16 protein-coding genes are annotated in these 20,147 nt (G+C 69.9%); 6 read left to right on the forward strand and 10 right to left on the reverse strand.

Going from position 1 to position 20,147, the window contains the following annotated elements:
* Positions 1 to 10: 10 nt before the first annotated feature.
* Together BLQ91_RS21285 and BLQ91_RS21290 are read right to left on the reverse strand one after the other, a co-directional pair.
* Positions 11 to 3,340, reverse strand: a complete 3,330-nt coding sequence (locus tag BLQ91_RS21285) for a CARDB domain-containing protein (RefSeq protein ID WP_090099008.1) — start codon at positions 3,338 to 3,340, stop codon at positions 11 to 13.
* Between the two features lie 25 nt (positions 3,341 to 3,365).
* Positions 3,366 to 7,172 carry a discoidin domain-containing protein gene (locus BLQ91_RS21290; RefSeq protein ID WP_090099009.1) on the reverse strand — a complete coding sequence of 1,269 codons (3,807 nt, stop codon included), beginning with the start codon at positions 7,170 to 7,172 and terminating at the stop codon, positions 3,366 to 3,368.
* A 390-nt stretch (positions 7,173 to 7,562) separates the two neighbouring features.
* Between BLQ91_RS21290 and BLQ91_RS43645 the strand changes: the two genes are divergently transcribed.
* Complete coding sequence (locus BLQ91_RS43645) at positions 7,563 to 7,712, forward strand: hypothetical protein (RefSeq protein ID WP_342670655.1); 150 nt, start codon at positions 7,563 to 7,565, stop codon at positions 7,710 to 7,712.
* Positions 7,713 to 7,741: 29 nt separating this feature from the next.
* A complete protein-coding gene (locus BLQ91_RS21295) occupies positions 7,742 to 8,170 on the forward strand; it encodes a Rossmann-fold NAD(P)-binding domain-containing protein (protein ID WP_342670656.1) in 429 nt (142 codons plus the stop codon).
* On the opposite strand, the gene BLQ91_RS21300 is transcribed toward BLQ91_RS21295, so the two are convergent.
* Positions 8,145 to 11,354: a S8 family peptidase gene (locus BLQ91_RS21300; protein WP_090099011.1), complete on the reverse strand. Its 3,210-nt coding sequence runs from the start codon at positions 11,352 to 11,354 to the stop codon at positions 8,145 to 8,147. The genes BLQ91_RS21295 and BLQ91_RS21300 overlap by 26 nt on opposite strands.
* A 105-nt stretch (positions 11,355 to 11,459) precedes the next feature.
* Between BLQ91_RS21300 and BLQ91_RS21305 the strand changes: the two genes are divergently transcribed.
* A complete protein-coding gene (locus BLQ91_RS21305; protein ID WP_090099012.1) occupies positions 11,460 to 12,050 on the forward strand; it encodes a TetR/AcrR family transcriptional regulator in 591 nt (196 codons plus the stop codon).
* On the opposite strand, the gene BLQ91_RS42810 is transcribed toward BLQ91_RS21305, so the two are convergent.
* The 3 genes from BLQ91_RS42810 to BLQ91_RS21315 form a co-directional block, all read right to left on the reverse strand.
* Positions 12,040 to 12,591, reverse strand: coding sequence for a cytochrome P450 (locus BLQ91_RS42810; RefSeq protein ID WP_245733708.1), 552 nt, complete (start codon positions 12,589 to 12,591; stop codon positions 12,040 to 12,042). The genes BLQ91_RS21305 and BLQ91_RS42810 overlap by 11 nt on opposite strands.
* 6 nt (positions 12,592 to 12,597) lie before the next feature.
* Positions 12,598 to 13,284, reverse strand: coding sequence for a cytochrome P450 family protein (locus BLQ91_RS42815; protein WP_245733709.1), 687 nt, complete (start codon positions 13,282 to 13,284; stop codon positions 12,598 to 12,600).
* A 215-nt stretch (positions 13,285 to 13,499) separates the two neighbouring features.
* The gene (locus tag BLQ91_RS21315; RefSeq protein WP_090099014.1) at positions 13,500 to 13,916 is read right to left on the reverse strand and encodes a VOC family protein; all 417 of its coding nucleotides are present in this window, start codon (positions 13,914 to 13,916) and stop codon (positions 13,500 to 13,502) included.
* Positions 13,917 to 13,973: 57 nt separating this feature from the next.
* On the opposite strand from BLQ91_RS21315, the gene BLQ91_RS21320 reads away from it, so the two are divergent.
* On the forward strand, positions 13,974 to 14,642 hold the full coding sequence (locus BLQ91_RS21320; protein WP_090099016.1) for a GntR family transcriptional regulator: 669 nt from the start codon (positions 13,974 to 13,976) through the stop codon (positions 14,640 to 14,642).
* 52 nt (positions 14,643 to 14,694) lie between these two features.
* Here the strand turns inward: BLQ91_RS21320 and BLQ91_RS21325 are convergent, their stop codons facing one another.
* The 4 genes from BLQ91_RS21325 to BLQ91_RS21340 form a co-directional block, all read right to left on the reverse strand.
* On the reverse strand, positions 14,695 to 15,300 hold the full coding sequence (locus tag BLQ91_RS21325) for a response regulator transcription factor (RefSeq protein WP_090099018.1): 606 nt from the start codon (positions 15,298 to 15,300) through the stop codon (positions 14,695 to 14,697).
* A complete protein-coding gene (locus tag BLQ91_RS21330) occupies positions 15,297 to 16,358 on the reverse strand; it encodes a sensor histidine kinase (protein WP_218130350.1) in 1,062 nt (353 codons plus the stop codon). The genes BLQ91_RS21325 and BLQ91_RS21330 overlap by 4 nt, the downstream gene beginning before the upstream one ends.
* Positions 16,359 to 16,368: 10 nt before the next feature.
* A complete protein-coding gene (locus BLQ91_RS21335; RefSeq protein WP_090099023.1) occupies positions 16,369 to 17,112 on the reverse strand; it encodes a hypothetical protein in 744 nt (247 codons plus the stop codon).
* Between the two features lie 79 nt (positions 17,113 to 17,191).
* On the reverse strand, positions 17,192 to 17,587 hold the full coding sequence (locus tag BLQ91_RS21340; RefSeq protein ID WP_176959873.1) for an ATP-binding protein: 396 nt from the start codon (positions 17,585 to 17,587) through the stop codon (positions 17,192 to 17,194).
* Between the two features lie 91 nt (positions 17,588 to 17,678).
* Here BLQ91_RS21340 and BLQ91_RS21345 point away from each other — a divergent pair, with 91 nt between their 5' ends.
* The gene (locus BLQ91_RS21345) at positions 17,679 to 18,974 is read left to right on the forward strand and encodes a hemolysin family protein (RefSeq protein ID WP_090099027.1); all 1,296 of its coding nucleotides are present in this window, start codon (positions 17,679 to 17,681) and stop codon (positions 18,972 to 18,974) included.
* A gap of 79 nt (positions 18,975 to 19,053) precedes the next feature.
* Positions 19,054 to 19,995, forward strand: a complete 942-nt coding sequence (locus BLQ91_RS21350) for a sigma-70 family RNA polymerase sigma factor (RefSeq protein WP_090099029.1) — start codon at positions 19,054 to 19,056, stop codon at positions 19,993 to 19,995.
* The last annotated feature ends 152 nt before the right edge of the window (positions 19,996 to 20,147 follow it).

The following is a 20,147-nucleotide window of genomic DNA, read 5'->3' on the forward strand; positions in this document are numbered from 1 at the left end:
CAAAAGTGAGCTAGCCGATGACGAACTGCGAACCCGGCTCGACGGTGATGTCGCCGTCCCGCGAGTTCGTGATCGTCACGTTCGTCAGGCGAGCCGACCCGCGGGCCTGGGCCATCGCGAGGATGCCCGAGCCGTTGGTGGACCTGTCGATGCGCACGTTGGTGATCCGCACGTCCGGCATGCCGCTGCCGCCGCCCTTGAACTGGATCCCGTCGTAGGTCGAGTCGAGGATCTCGGTGTCGCGGATGACGACGCCGGGGATCGGCAGGTTCTGGGAGAACAGCGTGATGGCGCCGAACTCCTGCGCCTCACCCCAGAACGCGCCGCCCGTGCGGTGCAGGGCGTTGTTGGCGAGCAGCGTCGTCCCGCCGAACGGCAGCGGGTCGTGGTCGGTCGCCAGCATGATGCCCGGGTAGTTCGCCGTGTCGGAGATGATGTTGTTCTCGGCGCGGTTGCCCGAACCGCCGTAGATGGCGATCCCGTTGGCACGCCAAGGAAGTGCGATCGTGTTGTTGAGGAACGCGTTGCCGCTGCCGACGTCGGCGTTCTGGTCCTTCACGTACTTCGACGCCCATACGGCCAGCGCGTCGTCGCCCGTGGTGCGGAACGACGAGTTGAACACCGTGGAGTTGCGGGTGCCGTTGGTGAAGTTGATGCCGTCGGCGTAGGTGTCGCGGATGCGCATTCCGCTGAACAGCAGGCCGTCGCCGGGGTTCCAGCGGTCGGGCAGGTTGGCGTAGTCGCGGCCGACCCAGACACCGACGTTGGCGTGCTCGATCCACACGTTGGTGACCTTGGTGTTCTTGCCGAACCGGCCGTTGAGGCCGACGCCGCCCTCGGCGCCCCCGTCGCCGCCGCGGATCCGGCCGGAGCCGAAGATCGCGATGTCGGAGATCTGCGTGTTGTCGTCGACGTCGAACCCGAAGTTGCCCTCGTGCGGGTGGTTGATCGTGTCCGCGTCCTGCGGCTGGATCAGCGAGAACAGCTGCGAGCGCCACATGCCGGCGCCGCGGATCGTGACGTTGCGGATGCCGACCTGGTTGTCGCCGCCGCTGTTGAACACGGTGAGAATCTTCTTCTCCTGGCGGAAGCGGCCCTCCGGGATCCAGACGCAGGGGATCTCCCCGTTCTGGTCGGCCGTCACGGCGCGCTGCAACGCGTCCGTGTCGTCGGTCTGGTCGTTCGCCGTGGCACCGTACTGCGTGATCGAGACGCACTCCGCCGGCTTCTGCGCCGCGGGTGCCACCTGCTCCAGGTCGACCAGGTCGATCACGTAGAACTGCGCCGTGTCCCCGGAGTCGCGCTGCAGCTTGAACTTCGTGCCCGCGGGGTAGGAGTTCGCGAGCAGCGCCTGGGACTCGTCGAACAGCCTGCGGGCGTCGCCGCCCGGGCGGTTCGTGAGGCCTTCGGGGTCGTCGGTCGTGCCGTAGAGCCAGCTGTGCCGCGACGACAGGGTCAGCTTCTGCACGAACTGGTCGTTCGCGTACAGGCTGATCGTCGCTTCCTGGCCGCCGCCGGTGGCGGCGTCCGGGATCGAGTTGCGCACGACGATCGAGTTGGTGCTGACCGTCGAGGTGATCTCCACGAACTGGCCCTGCGCGTCGAGGCGCACCGACTTGCGGCCTGAGGACTCGGAACCGAAGTTGGTGTGCCCGAACGTGCGCTTGGCGTCGGCCTCCAGCAGCGTGCCCTGGTAGCGGCCCGCTTCCGCCTCGTACGTGGTGAACGGCGTCGAAGCGCCGCGTCCGACCACAATGGACTGCGTGGCGGTGTTGTTGTTCTCGTTGGTCTCCGCGACCTGGTTGGTCGCGTCCGCCGTCGCGGTGGCCGTGGCGCCGCCGTTCGTGGCGGTCCAAGAGCCGACGTTGACCGTGACGGTTTGACCGGCGTTGATCGCACCCGTGTTGGCGTTCAACGTGCTGCCACCGACGGACACGCGGGTCACCGACGCACCCGCGGCCGAGGTGCCGCGGTTGTTCACCGACACCGCGAACGTCACCTGCTGGCCCGCCGCCGGGGACGACGGGTTCGGCGTGACGCCGGTGATCCGCAGGTCCGGTCCCGGTGCCTGGCCGACGACCAGGGCGGAGCCGGAGATGAAGGTGTTGTTGCCCTCGTTGGTCTCCGCGACCTGGTTGGCCGGGTCGACCGCGGCCACGGCCGCGTAGGACCCGGCACCCCGCCGTCCCGCGTCGACGGTGACGGTGGCGGTGGCGTTGGGAGCGAGACCGCCGACCTGCGCGGTGCCCGCGGAGGTGCCGCCGAGCGTGACGTTCAGCGTCGTCGCGCCGGAGGCCGCGGTGCCGCCGTTGCGCACGGTGGCGGTGAGCCTGATCGCGTCGGCCTCACTCGGGTTCTGAGGCGTCCACGTCAGGTTCGTGACGGTCAGGTCGGGAGCCGGTGCGGCGGACCCGAACACCTGGAGCTCGGCGACCTGGCCGCCGGGCGCGCCCGTGTTCGAGTAGAAGTGCAGGCGCACGTCCGACGCGCGGCCGGACACCGGGATGGTGACGCTGTTGCCGGTGGCCGGGTCGAACCGGTAGTCGGCGCGTGCCTTCAGGGTCCCGAACGCGGAAGCGCTCGCTTCACGGCCCAGCACCTCGAAGTTCTGCGTGCGCGCGCCCCAGGCCGGGTCGGGGTTGAGCTTCACGACGACGGAGGTGACGTCCGCGTTCGAGCCGAGCTTCGCGGTCAGGTGACCGGGAAGGCCACTCGACTCCCAGTAGGAGGCCACGTTGCCGTCGACCGCGTTGGCGGGCACGAAGTTGTGCACGTGCCCCGACTCCTCGACCGGCTTGCCCGCCGCGAGGTTGTCGCCGGGCGGCGGTGGGTCGACAGGCCCGGACTCGCCGTGCACCTCGAACTCGCTGAGCTGGCCGGCGGACCAGCCGCTGTTGGCGGTGATCGTCACCCGCACGTACCGGGTGCCGGTGGCCGCGAAGTCCAGCGTCACCGTGTTGTTCGAGCCGGGCGAGAACACCCGCGCGCCGGAGCCGACGATGTCGCTGAACTGCGATCCGTTCGCACTCCCCTGCACGGCAAGCGTCTGCGAGCGCTGCTCCCAGTTCGAGGGCAGGCGCAGCACGACCTTGCTGACGCTCTTCGCGGCGCCGAGGTCGGCCTGGAGCCACTGCGGGAACACGCCGTTCGCGCTCTCCCAGTAGCTGCCCTGGTTGCCGTCACCGGCGTTGCCGGCGCCGTACGGGCCGTTGCTGCTGGACGCGGTCAGATTCGCGGACAGCCTGACGACCGCTGCTCCTGCCGTGGGTGTCAATCCGAACAGTGCGAGAGCGCTGACGAGCGCAGCACTCACCGCACGCCTCATGAGCGTGGATTTCATGTGGTCTTCCTTCGCGGCAGGGATATCAGTTGATGTTGATCTTGAAGGTGGACGTCGTGTTCCTGATGTCCTGGAAGTTGTCGCTGAACCTCAGGCCGGTGAAGGTGACCTCGCCGACGGCGGGTCCCTGGTGTGGTTCCGGCATCTCGTTGGCCCACAGGCCGAAACCGGACTTGGCGTCGAACGCGTCGCCGCTCTTGCGCGCACCCGAGATGCTCACGCCGGACAGCACCGTGTCCTGGAAGACGTTCTCGGCCGCACCGTTGTACTTGGTCTGGAACATGATCCCGCTGTACGTCGGATCGATGATCTCGACGTCGTTCACCCGGATCCCCGTGTACTTCTTGGAAGCGGAGAACATCCAGATCGCGCCGAACGTCTGCGCGCCCCAGAAGTGCCCGCCGGAGCGGACCAGGGTGAGGCCGCTGAACGTGGTCGGCTCGGGCCCGAAGTCCTCCATCGGGTATCCGAAGTCGAGCGAGCTGATCGTCACGGCGGAGTAGGTGAGCGTGTCCGCCACGTAGATGTTGCGGAACGTGTTGAGCTTGCCGCCGTAGACCGCGAGACCGGCCGCGCGCCACGGGGTGAGCACGGACAGGTTCTCGAAGACGTTGCCCTGCTGACCGGTTCCGCCGTTGTCGGTCGCGGCGAACAGCGCGAACGCGTCGTCGCCGGTCGAGCGGGCCTCGATGTTCGCGATCCGGTTGCCCGACGAGCCGTTGGTCATGTTCAGGCCGTCCGCGTACATGTCGCGGATGCGGCTGTCCCTGATGACGTTGTTGTCGACGTTGTTGCCCCAGAACAGGCACATCATGTGCTCGACCCAGATGTTCTCAATGGTCGTGTTCTGCACTCCGGCGACGTCGAACACCTTGCCCGGCCCGTTGATGCGCGCGGTGTAGTTGCCGAAGACGGCGAACCCGCTGAACGTCGAGCCGCTCGCGGACGACTGCGCGGAGAAGCCGATGTCGGTGTTCTCCTGAGTGAGCGGGGCCTGGAACCGGGTGAACCAGGGACCGGCGCCGACCACGCGGACCGCCTTGCCGTAGACCTGGAACTTCTGCGCCGTCTGGTACGTGCCCGCGGGCAGGTACACGCCGACGAGGTTCCCCGTGGTGTCCATCCGGACGCGGTCGAGCGCGTTCTGCACGTCCTGGTGGGTGAACCCGGCGGGCACGGCGTAGCGCGCGGCGTCGGGGTTTCCAGCGGCCGTCACCTGTTCGAAGTTCACGAAGTCGATCGCGTAGTTCGTGGTGTTGGCGGCGTCCTTCTGCAGCTTGATCCTCGTGCCCGCCGGGAACGTCGAGTTCAGCATCACATTGGCCTCGTCGTAGATGTGGCGCGGGCCGCCCGCCCCCGGCGAGTTGCCGGGCTCGGCCTCGTTGCCGTAGAGCCACATGTACTTCGACGTCAGGTCGATGGCTTTGTGGAACTGACCGTTGACGTAGACGTTGAGGGTCGAGGTGATGCCGCCGCCACCGGAGCTGTCCGGGATGGAGAAGCGGGTGACGAGCGTGTTGGTGGGACCGGACGTCGTGAACTCGACCGACTGGCCGGTGCCGTTCAGCGTGACCGCGCGGCGGCCGGACGCCTCACCGGCGAGGTCGCCGATCGTCCTGTTCGGACTGAGGACCTGCGCGCCGCCGCCGGCGGTGGCGTCCTCGGCCTCGACGTGCTGCCACGGGACGCTCGCACCTCGGCCGATGAACAGCGACTGCTCGCTGGTGTTGTTGCCCTGCTTGGCCGGGACCTCGTTGCCGTCGATCGCGATCACCGTGCGAACGGTGTACCGGCCGTTGGCGGCGGGCCAGGTGCCGAGGTTGACCGCGGCGATCGTCGCACCCGCGCCGATCGTGCCGTTGTGGCTGCCGGTCAGCGTGCGGACGGTCTGGCCGCTGCTGTTGACGATCGTGACCGTGATGCCGTGGGCACCGGCCGCGCTCGCGATGCTGCCCTGGTTCTTGAGCGCGACGCTGAACGTGGTGCTCTGGCCGTTGCCGGGGTTGCTCGGCGACCAGGACGGCACGGCCACCAGGTCGGAGCTCGGGACCGGCGTCACGACGAGCCGGTCGGGGTGGACGCGGGTGTTGTTGGCCTCGTTCTGCTCCGCCACCTTCTTGGTCTCGTCGACCTTGGCGGTGTACTCGTAGGAGCCTTCCGGACGCGCGGAGATCGTGGTGCTGACGTTCGCCTGCGCGCCGGCCGCGAGCGCGCCGACCTGAGCGGTGCCGACGGCCGTGGTGCCGAGGAGGAACGTCACGTCGGTGGCACCGCTTGCCGCCGATCCCGCGTTGCGGACGGTGGCGTTCAGCGTGATCCGGTCGGTTTCGACGGGGCTCGCCGGCGTGAACGACGTGGCGGTGACGGTGAGGTCGGGGTTCGGGGCAGGGGTGCCGAACACCAGGACCTCCGCCACCTGGGCGCCGGGCGCGCCGGTGTTGGACGTGAACCGCAGCTGGACGTCGGCGACCCGGCCGCCGCCGGTGATGGTGATGCTGTTGCCGTTCGCCGGGTCGAAGCGGTGGTCGCGGCCGGCGACGAGGCTCGTGAAGCCGGTGGCGTTCTGCTCGCGACCGAGGACCTCGACGTTCTGCGTGCGCGCACCCCACGCCGAGTCGGGGTTGAGCTTGATGGCGACGGAACCGACGTCCGCGTTCGATCCCAGCTGGACGGTCAGCGTGCCGGGGAACCCGCCGGACTCCCAGTAGGTCTGCACGTTGCCGTCGTTGGCGTTGGCGGCGACGAAGCCGTGCACGTTGTTGTTCGCCGTGACGGGCTTGCCCTGCGCCAGGTTCGTGCCCGTGGCGCCCTCGCGCGTCACGGAGCCACTGGCGGGGGACTGGTTCCCGGCCGCGTCCTTCGCGACCACGTGGTAGGTCACGCGCAGGCCGTCCGGCTGGGTGTCGGTGTGGGTCGTGCCGGTGACGGTCGTGCGCAGGGTGCCGTTGGCGTAGACGTCGTAGCCGGTGACGCCCACGTTGTCCGTGCTGGCGTTCCAGGTCAGCCGGATCTGCCCGGCCTGCGGCTGGGTGAGGGCGAGGTTCGCCGGTGCGGTCGGGGCCTGTGCGTCACCGCCCGTCGGGCCGTGGACCTCGAACTCGCTCAGCTGCCCGGCGGGCCAGCCGGTGTTGCCGGTGATCCGCAGCCGGACGTACCGCGTGGTGGCCGCGGTGAACTCGACCGCGACCGTGTTGTTCGAGGCCGGGGTGAACTCGTAGCCCTTGCTCGCCACCAGATCCGTGAAGGTCGTGCCGTCCGTGCCGCCCTGCACGGCGAAGGTCTGGGTGCGGGCGCCCCAGTTCGCCGTGGGGAGCTTCAGCACGACCCGGTCGGCCTTGACCGCGGAACCCAGGTCGGCCTGGATCCACTGCGGGAAGGCGTTGTTCGCGCTCTCCCAGTAGGTGCCCTGGTTGCCGTCCCCGACGTTGGCGGCGCCGTAGTCCTGGGTGCTGCTGCTCGCGGTGAAGGTGGCGGAGAGCCGCGCGCCGGCGGCGGCTTCGCGGACCTCCAGCTTCGCCGTCGTCTTCGTGGCCCGCACGTGCCGCACCAGGGTGGGGTCGACCTGGAAGGTCACCCTGCCGTCGCGGAAGGTGTGCGGTTGTTCGGCGACCAGCGTCGACCAGCCTCTGCCGTCGAGGCTCGTCTGCACGGCGAAGGTCTCGGTGCCGTTCTTCGGGGAGGAGAGCGTGACGCGGTCGATGCGGGTCTGCTTGCTGAGGTCCAGGCTGACCGGTGCCGCCTGTGCCGCGGGGGAGATCGTCAGGGTGGCCGCGGCGGTGATCGTTGCTACCAGCGGGGCTAGCAGGGAGCGAGCGCGTGTCGTCGGTGACATGGCGTGCTTGGCCCTTCTCGGTGGGGACGCGAGGGGGTGTGGCCCGCCTCACCGTAGAAGTGGCCAGCAGATTACCGCAATATCTCGACGTGATTGCGCAAATTTGCGACAAAGGGTCTGAACAGGAAAGACGTGTGCTGCTTTCCGGATACGACCAGTGTTACGGCGTGTGCGAGGTCGATCACCAGCGGCTGGAGCGAGGACGTTGCAGGAGGTTCGGACCCGAATCGCTCTCCGAAATTGATTCGATCTTGACGGGTTCGCTTGCGGCGGTTTGCTCAGCGCTTGCTCAGGTTGCGCAATCCTTGCGCAAGTGGCGAAGCCCGGCGAAGGCACCCGTCCTCCTCGTCGCTTGATCTCCAGCTAACTGCAGGTTCTACGGTCGGGTCCATGACGGTTCTCGTGACGGGAGCGACCGGGAACGCCGGGCGCCGGGTCGTGGACGAACTCCTCGCACTGGCCGTGAGGTCCGCGCGGTCACCAGGAACGCGGCCGCCGCACGGCTCCCGGCCGGGGTCGAGGTCGTCGAGGGAGACCTGACCAGGCCGGAGACGATCCCGTTCGACGGGGTGCGCGCCACGGGGGAGGTGCGGGAGCCGTTCGCGTACGCGCGGAGCGCGCTCGTGCACGAGGGCGACATCGGCGCGGTGGCGGCCGCCGTGCTCGTGAGGGGTGGGCACGGCGGCCGCACGTACACGCTGACCGGGCCGGAAGCGCTGACCGTGCCGGACCAGGTGGCCGCGATCGCCGCCGCCACCGGCAGGGAGATCAGGTACGTCGAGCAGTCCGAGGAGGAGGCACGGGCCGGGATGCTCGCGGCCGGGCGGCCCGCCGAGGTCGTCGACCTCCTGCTCGACTGGAAGCGGGACATGCCCGCGGTGGGGTACACGGTGGTGCGCGACGTCGAGGACGTGCTGGGAAGGCCCGCGCGCTCGTTCGCCTCGTGGGCTCGCGAGCACGCGGGCGCGTTCGTCAGCGGAGCAGGTACGCGTCGATGATCGTCTGCTCCGCGGTCTGGCCGCTGCCGGACGCCTTGGCGCGCAACGACACCGACCTCGCCTCCCTCGGGTGGGCGAGCAGCACGCGCCCGGCCGTGATCTGCGTGCGGCGCCACGTCGTCCCGCCGTCGTAGGAGACCTCGACGGACGTGATGCGGACCGAGTCCACCTGGGACTGCGTGGACAGCGGCATCGCCAGCATCTGGCCCGCCTTCCCGTAGCCCTCGTCGTCCAGCTGCGGCGTGAAGCGGATGACCGACAACGGCAGCGCGGTCTGCTTCGCGGTGGTGTCGCTGCGGAACGTCCAGACGCCGGAAACCTTGGTGCTCAAGGCGGTGTCGCGGGTCGCGGACGCCTCCACGCGGTAGTTCGCGGAGCCCGGTTCGACGTCGAGCGCCGCCCAGCCCGCCTCGGCCGTCTCGGCGGCCTTGACGCCGTCGCGGTACACCGTGGTCTTCGCCTCGGACACGCGGCTGTAGCCCTCGTTGCCCGCGCTGTCGCCGTGCAGCGGCACGGCGATCCGGACGAAGTCGCCGGTGCGGAACGAGTGCGGCACGCCCCGCGCCGGTGGCAGCGCCGGGCCGAACACCGCGCGGTGGAAGGGTTCCACGTACGACCGGCCCGGCCGGTAGTGCCGCAGCGGTGTGACGAGACCACCGGTGTTGCCGGTCTCGTCGAACAGGGCGAACCGGCGCGACCAGTCGCCGCCCTCGCCGCCGTAGTACTCGGTGCGCGGACCGGGCGTGAAGTTGTCGAGTGAGCCGTAGGTCCAGTCGGCGCGGCCCTCCGGCGAGGAGGTGTGGCCGATGCTCGCGGACTGGCCCGGCCCGAGCGGTGGCATGTCGACCCTGACGGTCGCGAGGTCCTTCCTCGCGACCGTCTTCGTCAGCCCGCTGGGCGCGGATCCCCCGCGGTACCAGGCGAGCCCGTAGAAGTCGGTGCCCGCGGTCCAGAACGTCGCGATCTTGCCGGTGACCTCGTCCGAGTCGGGGCCGAGGCTCGCGACGCCGAGGTGGTCGATCGCGCCGCCCACCGAGAAGTTGCCGATGGTGTAGCTCGTGCCGTTGACGACCCGTTCGAAACCGGTCTGCAGCAATGACAGCTGCGCGGCGACCGGGAGCGTCACCTTGATCGGCTGGGCCTGCCGGGCGTCGAGCGTGATCGTCGTCGCGCCGGTGACGGTGAGGTTCGGGTAGTTGATGGCGTCGTGCGTGTAGCCGCCGCCGGACGACAGGACGCTGCCGGACAGGACGTAGCGGCCCTTGGCCAGGCGTGCCACCCCGGTCGCGCTGTCCGGCCACGCGCGGGCGCCGGTGTCGACGTTGACGAGGAACGCGAAGGTCGACGCCGCCGGGGCGCCGGAGCGTTCGACGCCGGCGACCGCGACGTCGTAGCTCTCGACCTCCAGGTCGGCGACGACGGCCGTCCGCACCCCGCTCGCCACGACCGCGCCGCCGAACACGCCGCCGGCCGGTTGCTTCGCGAGGTCCGCGGTGACCGTGGCCTTCGCGGTGCCGCCCGCCGGGATCGTGAGCGTGGCGGGGGAGACGCTGAACAACGCGCCGGTCGTCTCGGTCGTGAGATCGAGCGTGACGGGCTCGGAGCCCGCGTTCGAGTAGGTGATCTCCTTCGACAGCACGGGTTCCCCGGCGTGCGGCCACTGGTGCGAACCGAAGCTGATGCCGGTCGGGCTTGCCGTCACGTTCTGCTCGACCAGCTTGGCGACGTCGACGCGCCCGGAGCCCTGCTCGAACGGCGTCAGCTCCCCGGTCGGCGTGGTGCCGCCGGTCAGCCGCGCCTTGAGCGCGGCGCCGCCGAGCCCGGGGTGCCGCTGGCGCAGGAGAGCCGCCGCGCCCGCCACGTGCGGCGTCGCCATAGAGGTGCCGTCGAGCGAGGTGTAGCCGTCGGCGACCGGCGCGCCGATCCTGCCGTCCGAGTGCCGGGCGGCGACGATGCCGACGCCCGGCGCGGTGAGGTCGGGCTTGAGCGCGCCCGCCTGCGTCGGGCCGCGGCTCGAGAACTCGGCGATGCGGTCTTGATCGTCGACCGCGCCGACGGTCAGGGCCGCGTCGGCGGTGCCGGGAGAGCCGACGGTCTTCGCGTTCGGGCCGCTGTTGCCGGCCGCCACGACGAACAGCGTGCCCTTCTCGGCGCTGAGGCGGTTGACGGCTTCTTCGAGGGGCTCGACGGCGGGGGTGTCGAAGCCGCCGAGGCTCATGTTGACGACCTGGGCGCCCTGCTCGACCGCCCACTCCATGCCGGCGATGATGCCGCTGTCCTGACCGGAACCGTTGTCGCCCAGCACCTTCACGTCGAGGATGCGCGCACCCGGCGCCACCCCGTGGTACTTGCCGCCGCTCTTCGCGCCGGTGCCCGCGATGATCGACGCCACGTGCGTGCCGTGGCCGTGGTGGTCGCCGTTGTCGGGTGAGCCGGTGAAGTTCCGCTCGCCGACCTCGCGGTCTTCGAGGTCGGGGTGGGTGTTGTCGACACCGGTGTCGAGGACGGCGACCGTGGTGCCCGTGCCGGTGAGGCCCGCGTCGTAGGCGGCCGGGGCGTTGATCTGGGCGACGCTGCGGTCCAGGGTGGCGTGGCGGCGGGCGTCGAGCCAGACCTTCTCGATGCCGCCCAGCGCTTGACCGGCCCGTTCCAGCGCTCCCGGCTCCCGCCGCGACCCTTCTTGTAGGAATGTTGACATTCCGGCAAGAGGCGTCCGGGCCGCGTCGAACGCGACGCCGTTGATGCTCGGCAGCTGCAGCCCGGTGCTCAGGGTGCGCGGTGCGCCGTCGGGGTAGGTGACGATCACGGGCAACGCCCCGCCGTACGTGGCGAGCTCGGTGACGTCGAAGAGCCGTTCGTCGAGGCGTCCACTCGCGATCAGGGGCATGGCGTCCCGCGGCACGACGTACTCGTGGCCCTGCGCGGTGTAGGTCGAGAACAAGACCCGCTCGCGGCCTGGCGCCGGCCTGACGGCCCGCTGTCCGGTGAGGACCTGGTCACCGGTGATCAGCGTGACGGTCGGCGCGGACGCCGTCTGCTGCGCAGCGGCCGGGGGCGGAGCGGCTCGGTGCGGGGCTGCCAGGGTGGGAGCGGCTCGGTGCGGAACTGCTGGGGCGGGAGCGGCTTGCCCCTGGCCGGCGGTGAGCAGGGCACCGGTCAGGACGACGACTCCGAGTAGGCGCACCCGGTCCTCCGTGGGTCTGTGAGAGCGATCCCACGGACCGTAGTGAGGTGCTCACTCGGGTGACAAGGTCTACACCAATTTTCGGCACGCTTTAATCTTTGCGCCATGACGGGGCTGCGTGAACGCAAGAAGGCCGCCACCAGGGAGGCGCTGGGGGACGCGGCCTGGAGCCTGTGCGTGCGGCACGGCCTCGACCGGGTGACGGTGGACCAGATCGCGCGGGCGGCCGGGGTGTCGCTGCGGACGTTCTTCAACTACTTCTCCTCCAAGGAGGAAGCGGTCGTCGCCGGCGACACGGCCACCGCGCTCGCGTTCGTCGAGGAGTTCGCCGCACGCCCGCCCGGCGAACCGGTGCTGGTCGCGCTGCGGGAGGCCCTGCACTCCATCTACCCGCAGCACGTCGACCTCGAACGGCTCCGCCAGCTGCGCGAGCTGCGCCGCCACCCGTCGCTGCTGCCGCACGTGTTCGCCGCCTACTCGGCCCGCGAACAGGCCCTCACGGCGGCGATCGCCGAGCGCTGCGGCGTCGATCCGTCCGTGGACCCCTATCCGGCCGTGACGGCGTCGACGATCCTCGCGTCGATGCGCGCCGTGTTGCAGTGGTGGCTCGACACCCCCCAAGCTTCGGAGCGCTACACGGCGGCCGAGCTGGTCGGCCGCATGATCGACCAGCTCGGCGCCGGGTTCACCAGGTGACCGGCAGCCTGTGCACGCCGTAGATCGACATGTCGGTGCGCAACGGCACCTCGTGAGCCGGCACGGCGAGCTCCAGGGCGGGCAGCCTGCGCAGCAGCTCGGTGAAGCCCACCGCCATCTCGACGCGTGCCAGCTGCTGGCCGAGGCACTGGTGGATGCCGTGCCCGAACGCCACGTGGTGCCCGCGCGGCCGGTCGAGCAGGAGCGCGTGCGGGTCGTCGTACTGGCGCTCGTCGCGGTTGACCGCGGGCACCGACACCACGACCGTCTCCCCGGCCCGGACGGTGACGCCGCCGATCTCGACGTCCTCCCTCGCGTGCCGTGAGACGCCCGCGCTGATGATCGACAGGTAGCGCAGCAGCTCCTCGACCGCGTTCTCGACCAGCTCGGGGTCCGCGCGCAGCTTCTCGAGCTCCGCGGGGTGCTCCAGCAACGCGAACGTGCCGAGCGCCAGCATGTTCGCCGTCGTCTCGTGGCCCGCGACCAGCAGCAGGTTCGCGATGCCGACGAGCTCGTCCGTGGTGAGGTCGGTGTCGCGCACGAGCCCCTACAGCAGGTCGTCGCCGGGGTCGCGCTGCTTCTCCTCGACGAGCGCGCGCATGAACAGGCGCATCTCGGTCGCGTTCTTGATCTGCTCGTCGACGGTCGTGTTCAGGCTGAGCAGCTTCGACGTGCGGCGCTGGAACTCGTCGCGGTCGCCGTAGTCGACGCCCAGCAACTCGCAGATCACCAGCGACGGCACGGGCAGCGCGAAGTCGTGCACCAGATCGGCAGGCGGCCCCTTCTCGACCATCGCGTCGAGACAACCGGTGACGATCTCGTGCACGCGCGGCGTGAGGTCGCGCATCCGGCGCACGGTGAACTGCCCGGTCAGCAGCCGCCGGAAGCGCGTGTGCTCCGGCGCGTCCATGAAGATGAACGACCCGGCCCGCCGCTCCGGCGGGAACATCTCGGCGTGCAGCTCGGGCGAGAGCAGGGCCTTCGCACGAGGGCTGTTGATCCGGTCCGAACTCATCTGCGGCGCGGCCAGCACGGCCCGCGCCTCGTCGTGCCCGGTCACGAGCCAGACGGAGTCCCCGTTGTGCTCGACGCGGTGGATCCCGCCGCGCCCGCTCAGCTCGGTCAGCCCCGTGGCCGGGTCGAACGGGCACCCTGCGCGCTTGTCGGTGAGTTCGGCGGGCAACTGCGGGCGGAGGAGCTGTGCCGCGTTGCGCTGCCGCTCGGCCGTGGTCATGGCCTCTCCCTGTCTGACCCGGTGTGGCCGGGCCGTGGCTCGGCGTCACCTCCACGCTACTCAAACTTGCGCATCGTGCAAGATTCTTATGTGTCTTCAGCCGGGAGAGGGATCGGGAGCCGCTGCGTCTCGTTGCCTGGCACGGCTGAGGTTCGCCGTGAAGAGGCGCCGGCTGGAACGGGAGCGCTTGCTTCGGACCGTGAACCGGCACCGCCTCAGACCGCGAACACCTGCGAGTCGTCCGCGAAAGCCTTGAACTCCAGCGCGTTGCCCGCCGGGTCCAGCAGGAACATCGTCCACTGCTCGCCGGCCTCGCCCTTGAACCGCACGTACGGCTCGATCACGAACTTCGTGCCGGCCTCGGTGAGCCGCGCGGCGAGCTCCTGGAACTCGTCGACCTCCAGCACCAGCCCGAAGTGGGGGACCGGCACGTCGTGGCCGTCGACGGGGTTGCTGACGCGTTCCGTCTTCGGCGCCAGGTGGGTGACGAACTGGTGGCCGTGCAGGTTCCAGTCGATCCACGTGTCGGAGCTGCGGCCCTGCTCCAGGCCGAGCGTCTCGCCGTAGAAGCGGCGGGCGGCGGCGAGGTCGTCGACGGGCATGGCGAGGTGGAAGCGGGGGATGTTCGGCATGTAGGAATGTTAACATTCCTACAATCGACGGGATTGTGCGGTTGTTAACATTCGGACATGGGTAAGGACGACAAGCCGCTCACCCTCGCGCCCGCCCGTCGCCGGGGCCTGGGCAACGAGGTCGCGGACACGATCCGGTCGACGATCTTCACCGGCATGTTCCGGCCCGGTGATCCGTTGCGCGAGGTCGAGTTGTCGAAGGCGTTGCAGGTCAGCCGGGGTCCTGTGCGGGACGCGCTGCAGTTGCTCGAGCGCGAGGGGATCGTGCGCAGCGAGTGGCACCGGGGCGCCACGGTGACGGTGTTGTCGGACGAGGACGTGGCCGAGCTGAACAGCTTGCGCGGTGCCTTGGAGGAGCTGGCCGTGCGCCGCGTGGTCGAGCACGCCAGCGACTCGGCTCTCGTCGCGATCATCATGGCGGCGAAGGCGATGGAGCGGGCCGAGGACCCCTACGGGATGGTGCGCTGCGACATCCAGTTCCACGACGCCGTGTTCGTGGCGGCCAAGCACTCGCGGTTGCTGGAGGCCTGGTACGGGATCCGCTCGCAGGTGTTCCTGTTCCTGATCATGCGCATCAACTCGAGCACGGCCGGCTACCTCGACCACGTGCGGCTGGAGCACGACATGCTGGTGGCGGCGTTGCGGGCGCGGAACGTCGAGGCGGCGCTGGAGCTGTTCGCGGTGCATCGCAAGCACGCGTTCGACGTGCTCACCTCGGAGGCGTGAGCCGCAGTCCACACCGGACACGAAATCGCAGCCGGAAGCCGGAAGCCGGAAGCTAGAGCCACCCGTGCTCGACGGCCAGGTGGAAAGCCTCGGACCGGTTGGCCACGCCGAGCTTCGCCACGGCGGCCGACAGGTGGTTGCGCACGGTGCCGGCGGACAGCGAGGTGCGGGAGGCGATCTGCGCCACCGGTGTTCCGAACTCGCTGAGCCGCAACACCTCCAGCTCCCGCTGCGTGAGCGGGCAGGGCGGAGCGGCCAGCGCGTCGGCGGCCAGGGCCGGGTCGACCCAGCGCCCGCCCGAGTGCACGCGGCGGATCACGTCGGCGAGCGTGCCGCCCGGGGATCCCTTGGGCAGGAAGCCGCGAGCGCCGGCGTGCAGGGCCTGCTGCAGGTGCGGTGGCCGGCCGCGGCCGGTGAGGATCACGACCGCGCACGAAGGCAGCACCCGCCCCAGCTCCCCGGTGACCTCCAGGCCGTCCAGGAAGGGCATCTGCAGGTCCACCACGGCCACGTCCGGCCGGTGGGCCCGGGCGGCCTCGACAGCGGCCCTGCCGTCACCGGCGCGGGCCACCACCTCGAGGTCCGGTTCCAGGGCCAGCAGGGCCGCGAGGGCGTCGCGGATCAGCTCCTCGTCGTCGGCCAGCAGCACCCTGATCACGCGGGCACCACGACCTGCAGCGTGAAGACGTCGCCGGACTTCTCGGCGGACACCTGGCCGCCCACGGCCGCGAGGCGTTCGCGGATGCCCCGCAGGCCGTTGCCCTCCTGAGAAGGCTTCTCGGTGCCGTCGTTCGTCACGGTCATCCGCACCTCCTCGTCGGCCACAGCGACGTCGATCATGCACCACGTGGCGTGGCTGTGGCGCAGCACGTTGGTGCACGCCTCGCGCAACGCCAGCGCGAGTTGCGTGGCCGGCTCGCCGTGCACGTCGACGTCCGTCACCGTGCAGCGGATGCCGGCTTCCGTCATGACATTGCGCACCGCCTCCAACTGCTCCGGCAGGTTCACGGCGCGATAGCCGTGCACGGCGTCACGCACCTCCTCCAGGGCCGTGGACGCCAGTCGTTGCGCCTCGAACGCCTCCGCGGCCGAGCGCTCGGGGTCGGTCGCGGCCAGGCGCCCGGCCAGTTCGGACTTCAGGGCGATCACGGTCAGGCGGTGGCCCAGCAGGTCGTGCACGTCGCGGGCGAACCGCAGGCGTTCCTCGCTCACGGCGAGCTCGGCCTGCGCCTCGCGACCGGCGCGGGCCTCGCCGAGCAGCCCGGCGAACCACATCGGCAGGCCGCCCATCGCGATGATCGTCGCGCCGACGGAGGCCGCGATCATCTGGTACGTCGTGTGGTCGCGGCTGACGAAGAAGCCGACGACCCCGGCCAGCACGACGGAGCCGACCGCGGCGAGCCACCGCCAGGGACCGGTCAGCAGCAGCGGCGCGAAGCCGGCCGCCGCGCCGCCGATCCACGCCCAGGTGGTCAGCTCGTCGGGGCCGACCGGCGCGACCAGCGGGATCGTCGCCAGGGTCGCGGCCACGAGCACCCGCAACGGGCCGCCGCGCAGCGTCACCGCGTACGCGACGGCCAGCACCAGCAGACCCAGCACGCCGAGCCAGCGCGTCCCGGACGGCTCGCGCAGCACCGCGACCAGCGGCACGGCGAGCGACGCCACCCACAGCAGGTGCAGGGTGCCGCGCAGAGCGGTGTGCGGAAGATCGGTCATCGCCATCGGACTAGAACCACACCAGCAGGATCGTGACCGCGATGACCAGGTCGAACACACCGCAGAACTCCGACCACCAGCGCGGCACGACCGCGTTGCGCACGTGGTGGAAGAGGTCCCAGACGGCGTGCGCGCCCCAGCCGAACGCGATCAGCAGGACCCCGGCCGGGGGCGACACCAGGACCACCGCGGCGGCGAGCACCGCGTAGAGGCCGAACGCCCCGAGCTGCACGCCCGGCGCCCGCCGGCCCCAGAACAGGTACACGGCCTGGCACAGCAGCAGCGTCCACACGGGAGGCACGAGTGGCGACTGCCAGAAGTCGAACGTCACCGCGAGAGCGATCACGGTGGGCCAGCGCGAGCCCAGTGCCTTGACCACCGGGTTGGCGCTGGGTGTCCCGTGCGCGTCGTGCCGGTGCCTGACCAGCACGAACGCCATAGCGGGCAGCATCAGCAGATGTCCGCCCATCTCGACCGCGTGAGCGTCGAGCAGCCCGAACCAGTACGGCACGAGCATCGCCAGGTACGGCACGAACATCGCCGCGCACATCTCGGCGATCCGGCCATGACCCCGGTACGCCATCCACAACGCCATCGGCACCGACATCGCCGCCGCCATCCACAGGGCGGCGAGCTCGACGCGCTCCGGCGTCCACAGCGGCCCGAGCAGGGCCATCCCGACGAGCATCGCCACGAGCATCTCGGCTCCGTGGCGCACCAGCGGCCGAACCGCGGGAGAAACCGTTGTTGTCATGTACCGAGCATCGGCAAGACCGGGGACAAGCCCCATCCGTGCGATGTCATGACCTGTCTGTGCGAAACCCACAGACGATCTACACGTCGATCTCGGCCCAGATGGTCTTCCCGCCGGTGAACTCACGCGTGCCCCAGCACCGGGAGATCTGGGCGATCAGGATCAACCCGCGTCCCCGCGAGTCTCCTAGCCTGGACTCGCCGAGCTGCGGCAGTTCGGCGGGTGTGTGGTCGTCGACCTCGACCCGCACGAAGTCGGTGTGACGTTGCACACGCACGACCCGAGGTCCCTGCGCGTGTTCATAGGCGTTGCTGGCCAGTTCAGTGCACACCAGCAGGACGTCGAGCCGGGTGTCTTCCGACAGGTCCCGCAACAGCGCCCCCACCCACGCGCGCACAGCGGCGAGGTCGGGCGTTCCCTCCGGCAGGGTGTGCACGGTCCTCGCGGAGGCGCTCAGCACCTCTGGGGTGTCCATCTCCATCCCACCTCGTTCGGCTGAGGGCCTTCTGGCTGCTCAAGACGGCCGTCAGAGTGCGAAATACCACCGTGCGTGCTACCCCAAACGTGTGGACGGGTATGGCTTGGACCTCGCGCTTGTCGCGCTGCTGGTGTTGCTCAACGCCGCCTTCGCGGGCAGTGAGATGGCATTCGTGTCGTTGCGGGAGGGCCAGCTGCGCTCCTTGGAGAGGGAGGGGCACCGCAGGCTGGTCAAACTGGCACGGGACCCGAACCGGTACTTCGCGACCGTGCAGATCGGCATCACCCTGTCCGGCTTCCTGGCGTCGGCCACGGCGGCGGTCTCGCTCGCGGCGCCGGTGGTGCCGCTGCTGAGCTTCCTTGGGGGCGCCGCCAACGGGGTCGCGATCGCGCTCGTGACCGTCGTGCTGACGTTCGTCACGCTGGTCTTCGGGGAGTTGGCGCCCAAGCGCCTCGCGATGCAGTACTCGGTGCGCTGGGCGAAGATCGTCGCGCGCGTGCTCGACCTGCTCTCGACCATCTCGCGACCGGCGGTGTGGCTGCTGAGCAGGTCGACCGACCTGGTGGTGCGGATCCTCGGCGGTGACCCGAACCGCGACGAGGAGCAGATGTCGGCGGAGGAACTGCGGGATCTCGTTGAGGTGCAACAACATCTGAACCCCGAGCAGCGCACGATCATGACCGGTGCGCTGGAGATCCACGAACGGCGCCGGCGCGAGGTCCTCGTACCCCGAAGGCAGGTGACCGTCCTCGAAGCAGGTTTGGACACGGCGGTGGCGCGGGAAGTCCTGGCGAAGTCCGGACATTCACGGGCACCGGTGACCAAGGACGGTCACCTGGACGACGTGGTCGGCGTGGTCCACCTGCGCGACCTGCTCGACGACGAGGTGGCCCTCGCGGACGTGGCGAGGGCGCCGATGGTGCTCCCGGACTCGGTACGCGTCACGGACGCGTTGCGGCGCATGAAGGCCGAGCACGAGCAGATGGCGCTCGTGGTCGACGAACACGGCGCCGTCGACGGCATCGTGACGCTGGAGGACCTGCTGGAGGAGATCGTCGGTGAGATCTACGACGAGACCGACTCCGACGTGGTGGCGGTGAAGGCCGAACCCGACGGGTCGATCGAGCTGCTGGGCACGTTCCCGGTCCACGACCTGGTGGACGTCGGCGTCGAGCTGCGGGACCCGCCCGCGGGGCCCTACTCGACGGTCGCGGGCCTCGTGCTGGTGCTCCTCGGCCGCATCCCCGAACAACCGGGGGACGTGGTGGAGATCTCCGGCTGGTCGATCGAGGTGCTGAAGGTCGAACACCACGCGATCACCAGGGTGCGGTTGAAGTACCGGAAGCAAGATGAGGGAGAGGTCACAGGGGAAACCGCGGAATGAGACGGACCTCTGAACCGTTACACATCAGTGGAGCCACTTCGGCTCCCACTCCTGCCAACGGAAAACGGGGAGATTTGTCATGCCTGCAGATCTGAAGAACCGCGCATCCGGGCAGCAGGACGGCGACTCGGTCGGCCAGTACCTGCGCGATGTCGGACGCACGCCGCTGCTCACCGCCTCGGAAGAGGTCGAGCTGTCCCGGCGCATCGAGGCCGGTGTCTACGCGGCCCAGCTCCTGGAGAGCGGTGACACCGGCAAGCGCGAACCGCGGCTGCTGCGCCGCGTCGTGGCCGAGGGCGAGCGCGCCAAGGACCACATGATCCGCGCGAACCTGCGCCTGGTCGTGTCGGTCGCGAAGAAGCACTCGTTCCGCGGTCTGCCGTTCGGCGACGTGGTCCAGGAGGGCAACCTCGGCCTGATCCGCGCGGTCGAGAAGTTCGACTACGCCAAGGGTTACAAGTTCTCGACCTACGCCATGTGGTGGATCCGCCAGGCGATCGAGCGCGGTCTCGCCGAGCAGACCCGCACCGTCCGCCTGCCGGTGCACGTGGTCGAAGAGGTCAACAAGCTCAAGAAGATCGGGCAGAAGCTGTCCGCGTCGCTCGGCCGCGAGGCGACGGTCGAGGAGATCGCCGCCGAGGCCAAGTGCTCGCCGCAGCGCGTGCAGGACATGCGCGACGCGGCCCGCACCTGCGTGTCGCTGGAGACGCCGGTCGGCGGCGAGGGCGACTCGGTGCTGGGCGACCTGATCCAGGACACCGACGGGGTGTCGGCGCCGGATCTGGTGGAGCAGCAGGAGTTCACCGAGAACGTGCGGTCCCTGTTGGACGTCCTCCCCGAACGGCAGGGCCGGATCATGCGCCTGCGCTACGGCCTGGAGGACGGGCGTGCCCGCACCCTGCAGGAGGTCGCCGAGGAGCTCGGCCTCACCCGTGAGCGCATCCGCCAGCTCGAGAAGCAGTCGCTCGCCCAGCTCAAGCAGTCGGGCGACCGGGACGACCTCTTCGCGCTGGCCGGCTGAGAACCGTACGAAAGTCGCTTGTTCCCGGGCTTGTCGCAACTAAAGACTCATCACGTCCGACAACGGACTAACGCTGTTTCGCAACCGCGTGTGAACGCATCTTGGGGCCGTCGAGGGCCGGCCCGCGTTCACACGCGGTTCCCTGCGAATGA

The organism is Lentzea jiangxiensis, assembly GCF_900104175.1.
Classification (GTDB): Bacteria; Actinomycetota; Actinomycetes; order Mycobacteriales; family Pseudonocardiaceae; genus Lentzea; species Lentzea jiangxiensis.

Bases quoted from the DNA above. Each gene is read 5' to 3' on its own strand.
- BLQ91_RS21315 (WP_090099014.1), bottom strand. From the start codon at position 13,916: ATGCCGAACATCCCCCGCTTCCACCTCGCCATGCCCGTCGACGACCTC.
- BLQ91_RS21335 (WP_090099023.1), bottom strand. From the start codon at position 17,112: ATGACAACAACGGTTTCTCCCGCGGTTCGGCCGCTGGTGCGCCACGGA.
- BLQ91_RS21285 (WP_090099008.1), bottom strand. From the start codon at position 3,340: ATGAAATCCACGCTCATGAGGCGTGCGGTGAGTGCTGCGCTCGTCAGC.
- BLQ91_RS21330 (WP_218130350.1), bottom strand. From the start codon at position 16,358: ATGACCGATCTTCCGCACACCGCTCTGCGCGGCACCCTGCACCTGCTG.
- BLQ91_RS21290 (WP_090099009.1), bottom strand. From the start codon at position 7,172: ATGTCACCGACGACACGCGCTCGCTCCCTGCTAGCCCCGCTGGTAGCA.
- BLQ91_RS21340 (WP_176959873.1), bottom strand. From the start codon at position 17,587: ATGGACACCCCAGAGGTGCTGAGCGCCTCCGCGAGGACCGTGCACACC.
- BLQ91_RS21320 (WP_090099016.1), top strand. From the start codon at position 13,974: ATGGGTAAGGACGACAAGCCGCTCACCCTCGCGCCCGCCCGTCGCCGG.
- BLQ91_RS43645 (WP_342670655.1), top strand. From the start codon at position 7,563: ATGACGGTTCTCGTGACGGGAGCGACCGGGAACGCCGGGCGCCGGGTC.
- BLQ91_RS21305 (WP_090099012.1), top strand. From the start codon at position 11,460: ATGACGGGGCTGCGTGAACGCAAGAAGGCCGCCACCAGGGAGGCGCTG.
- BLQ91_RS42815 (WP_245733709.1), bottom strand. From the start codon at position 13,284: ATGACCACGGCCGAGCGGCAGCGCAACGCGGCACAGCTCCTCCGCCCG.
- BLQ91_RS21350 (WP_090099029.1), top strand. From the start codon at position 19,054: ATGCCTGCAGATCTGAAGAACCGCGCATCCGGGCAGCAGGACGGCGAC.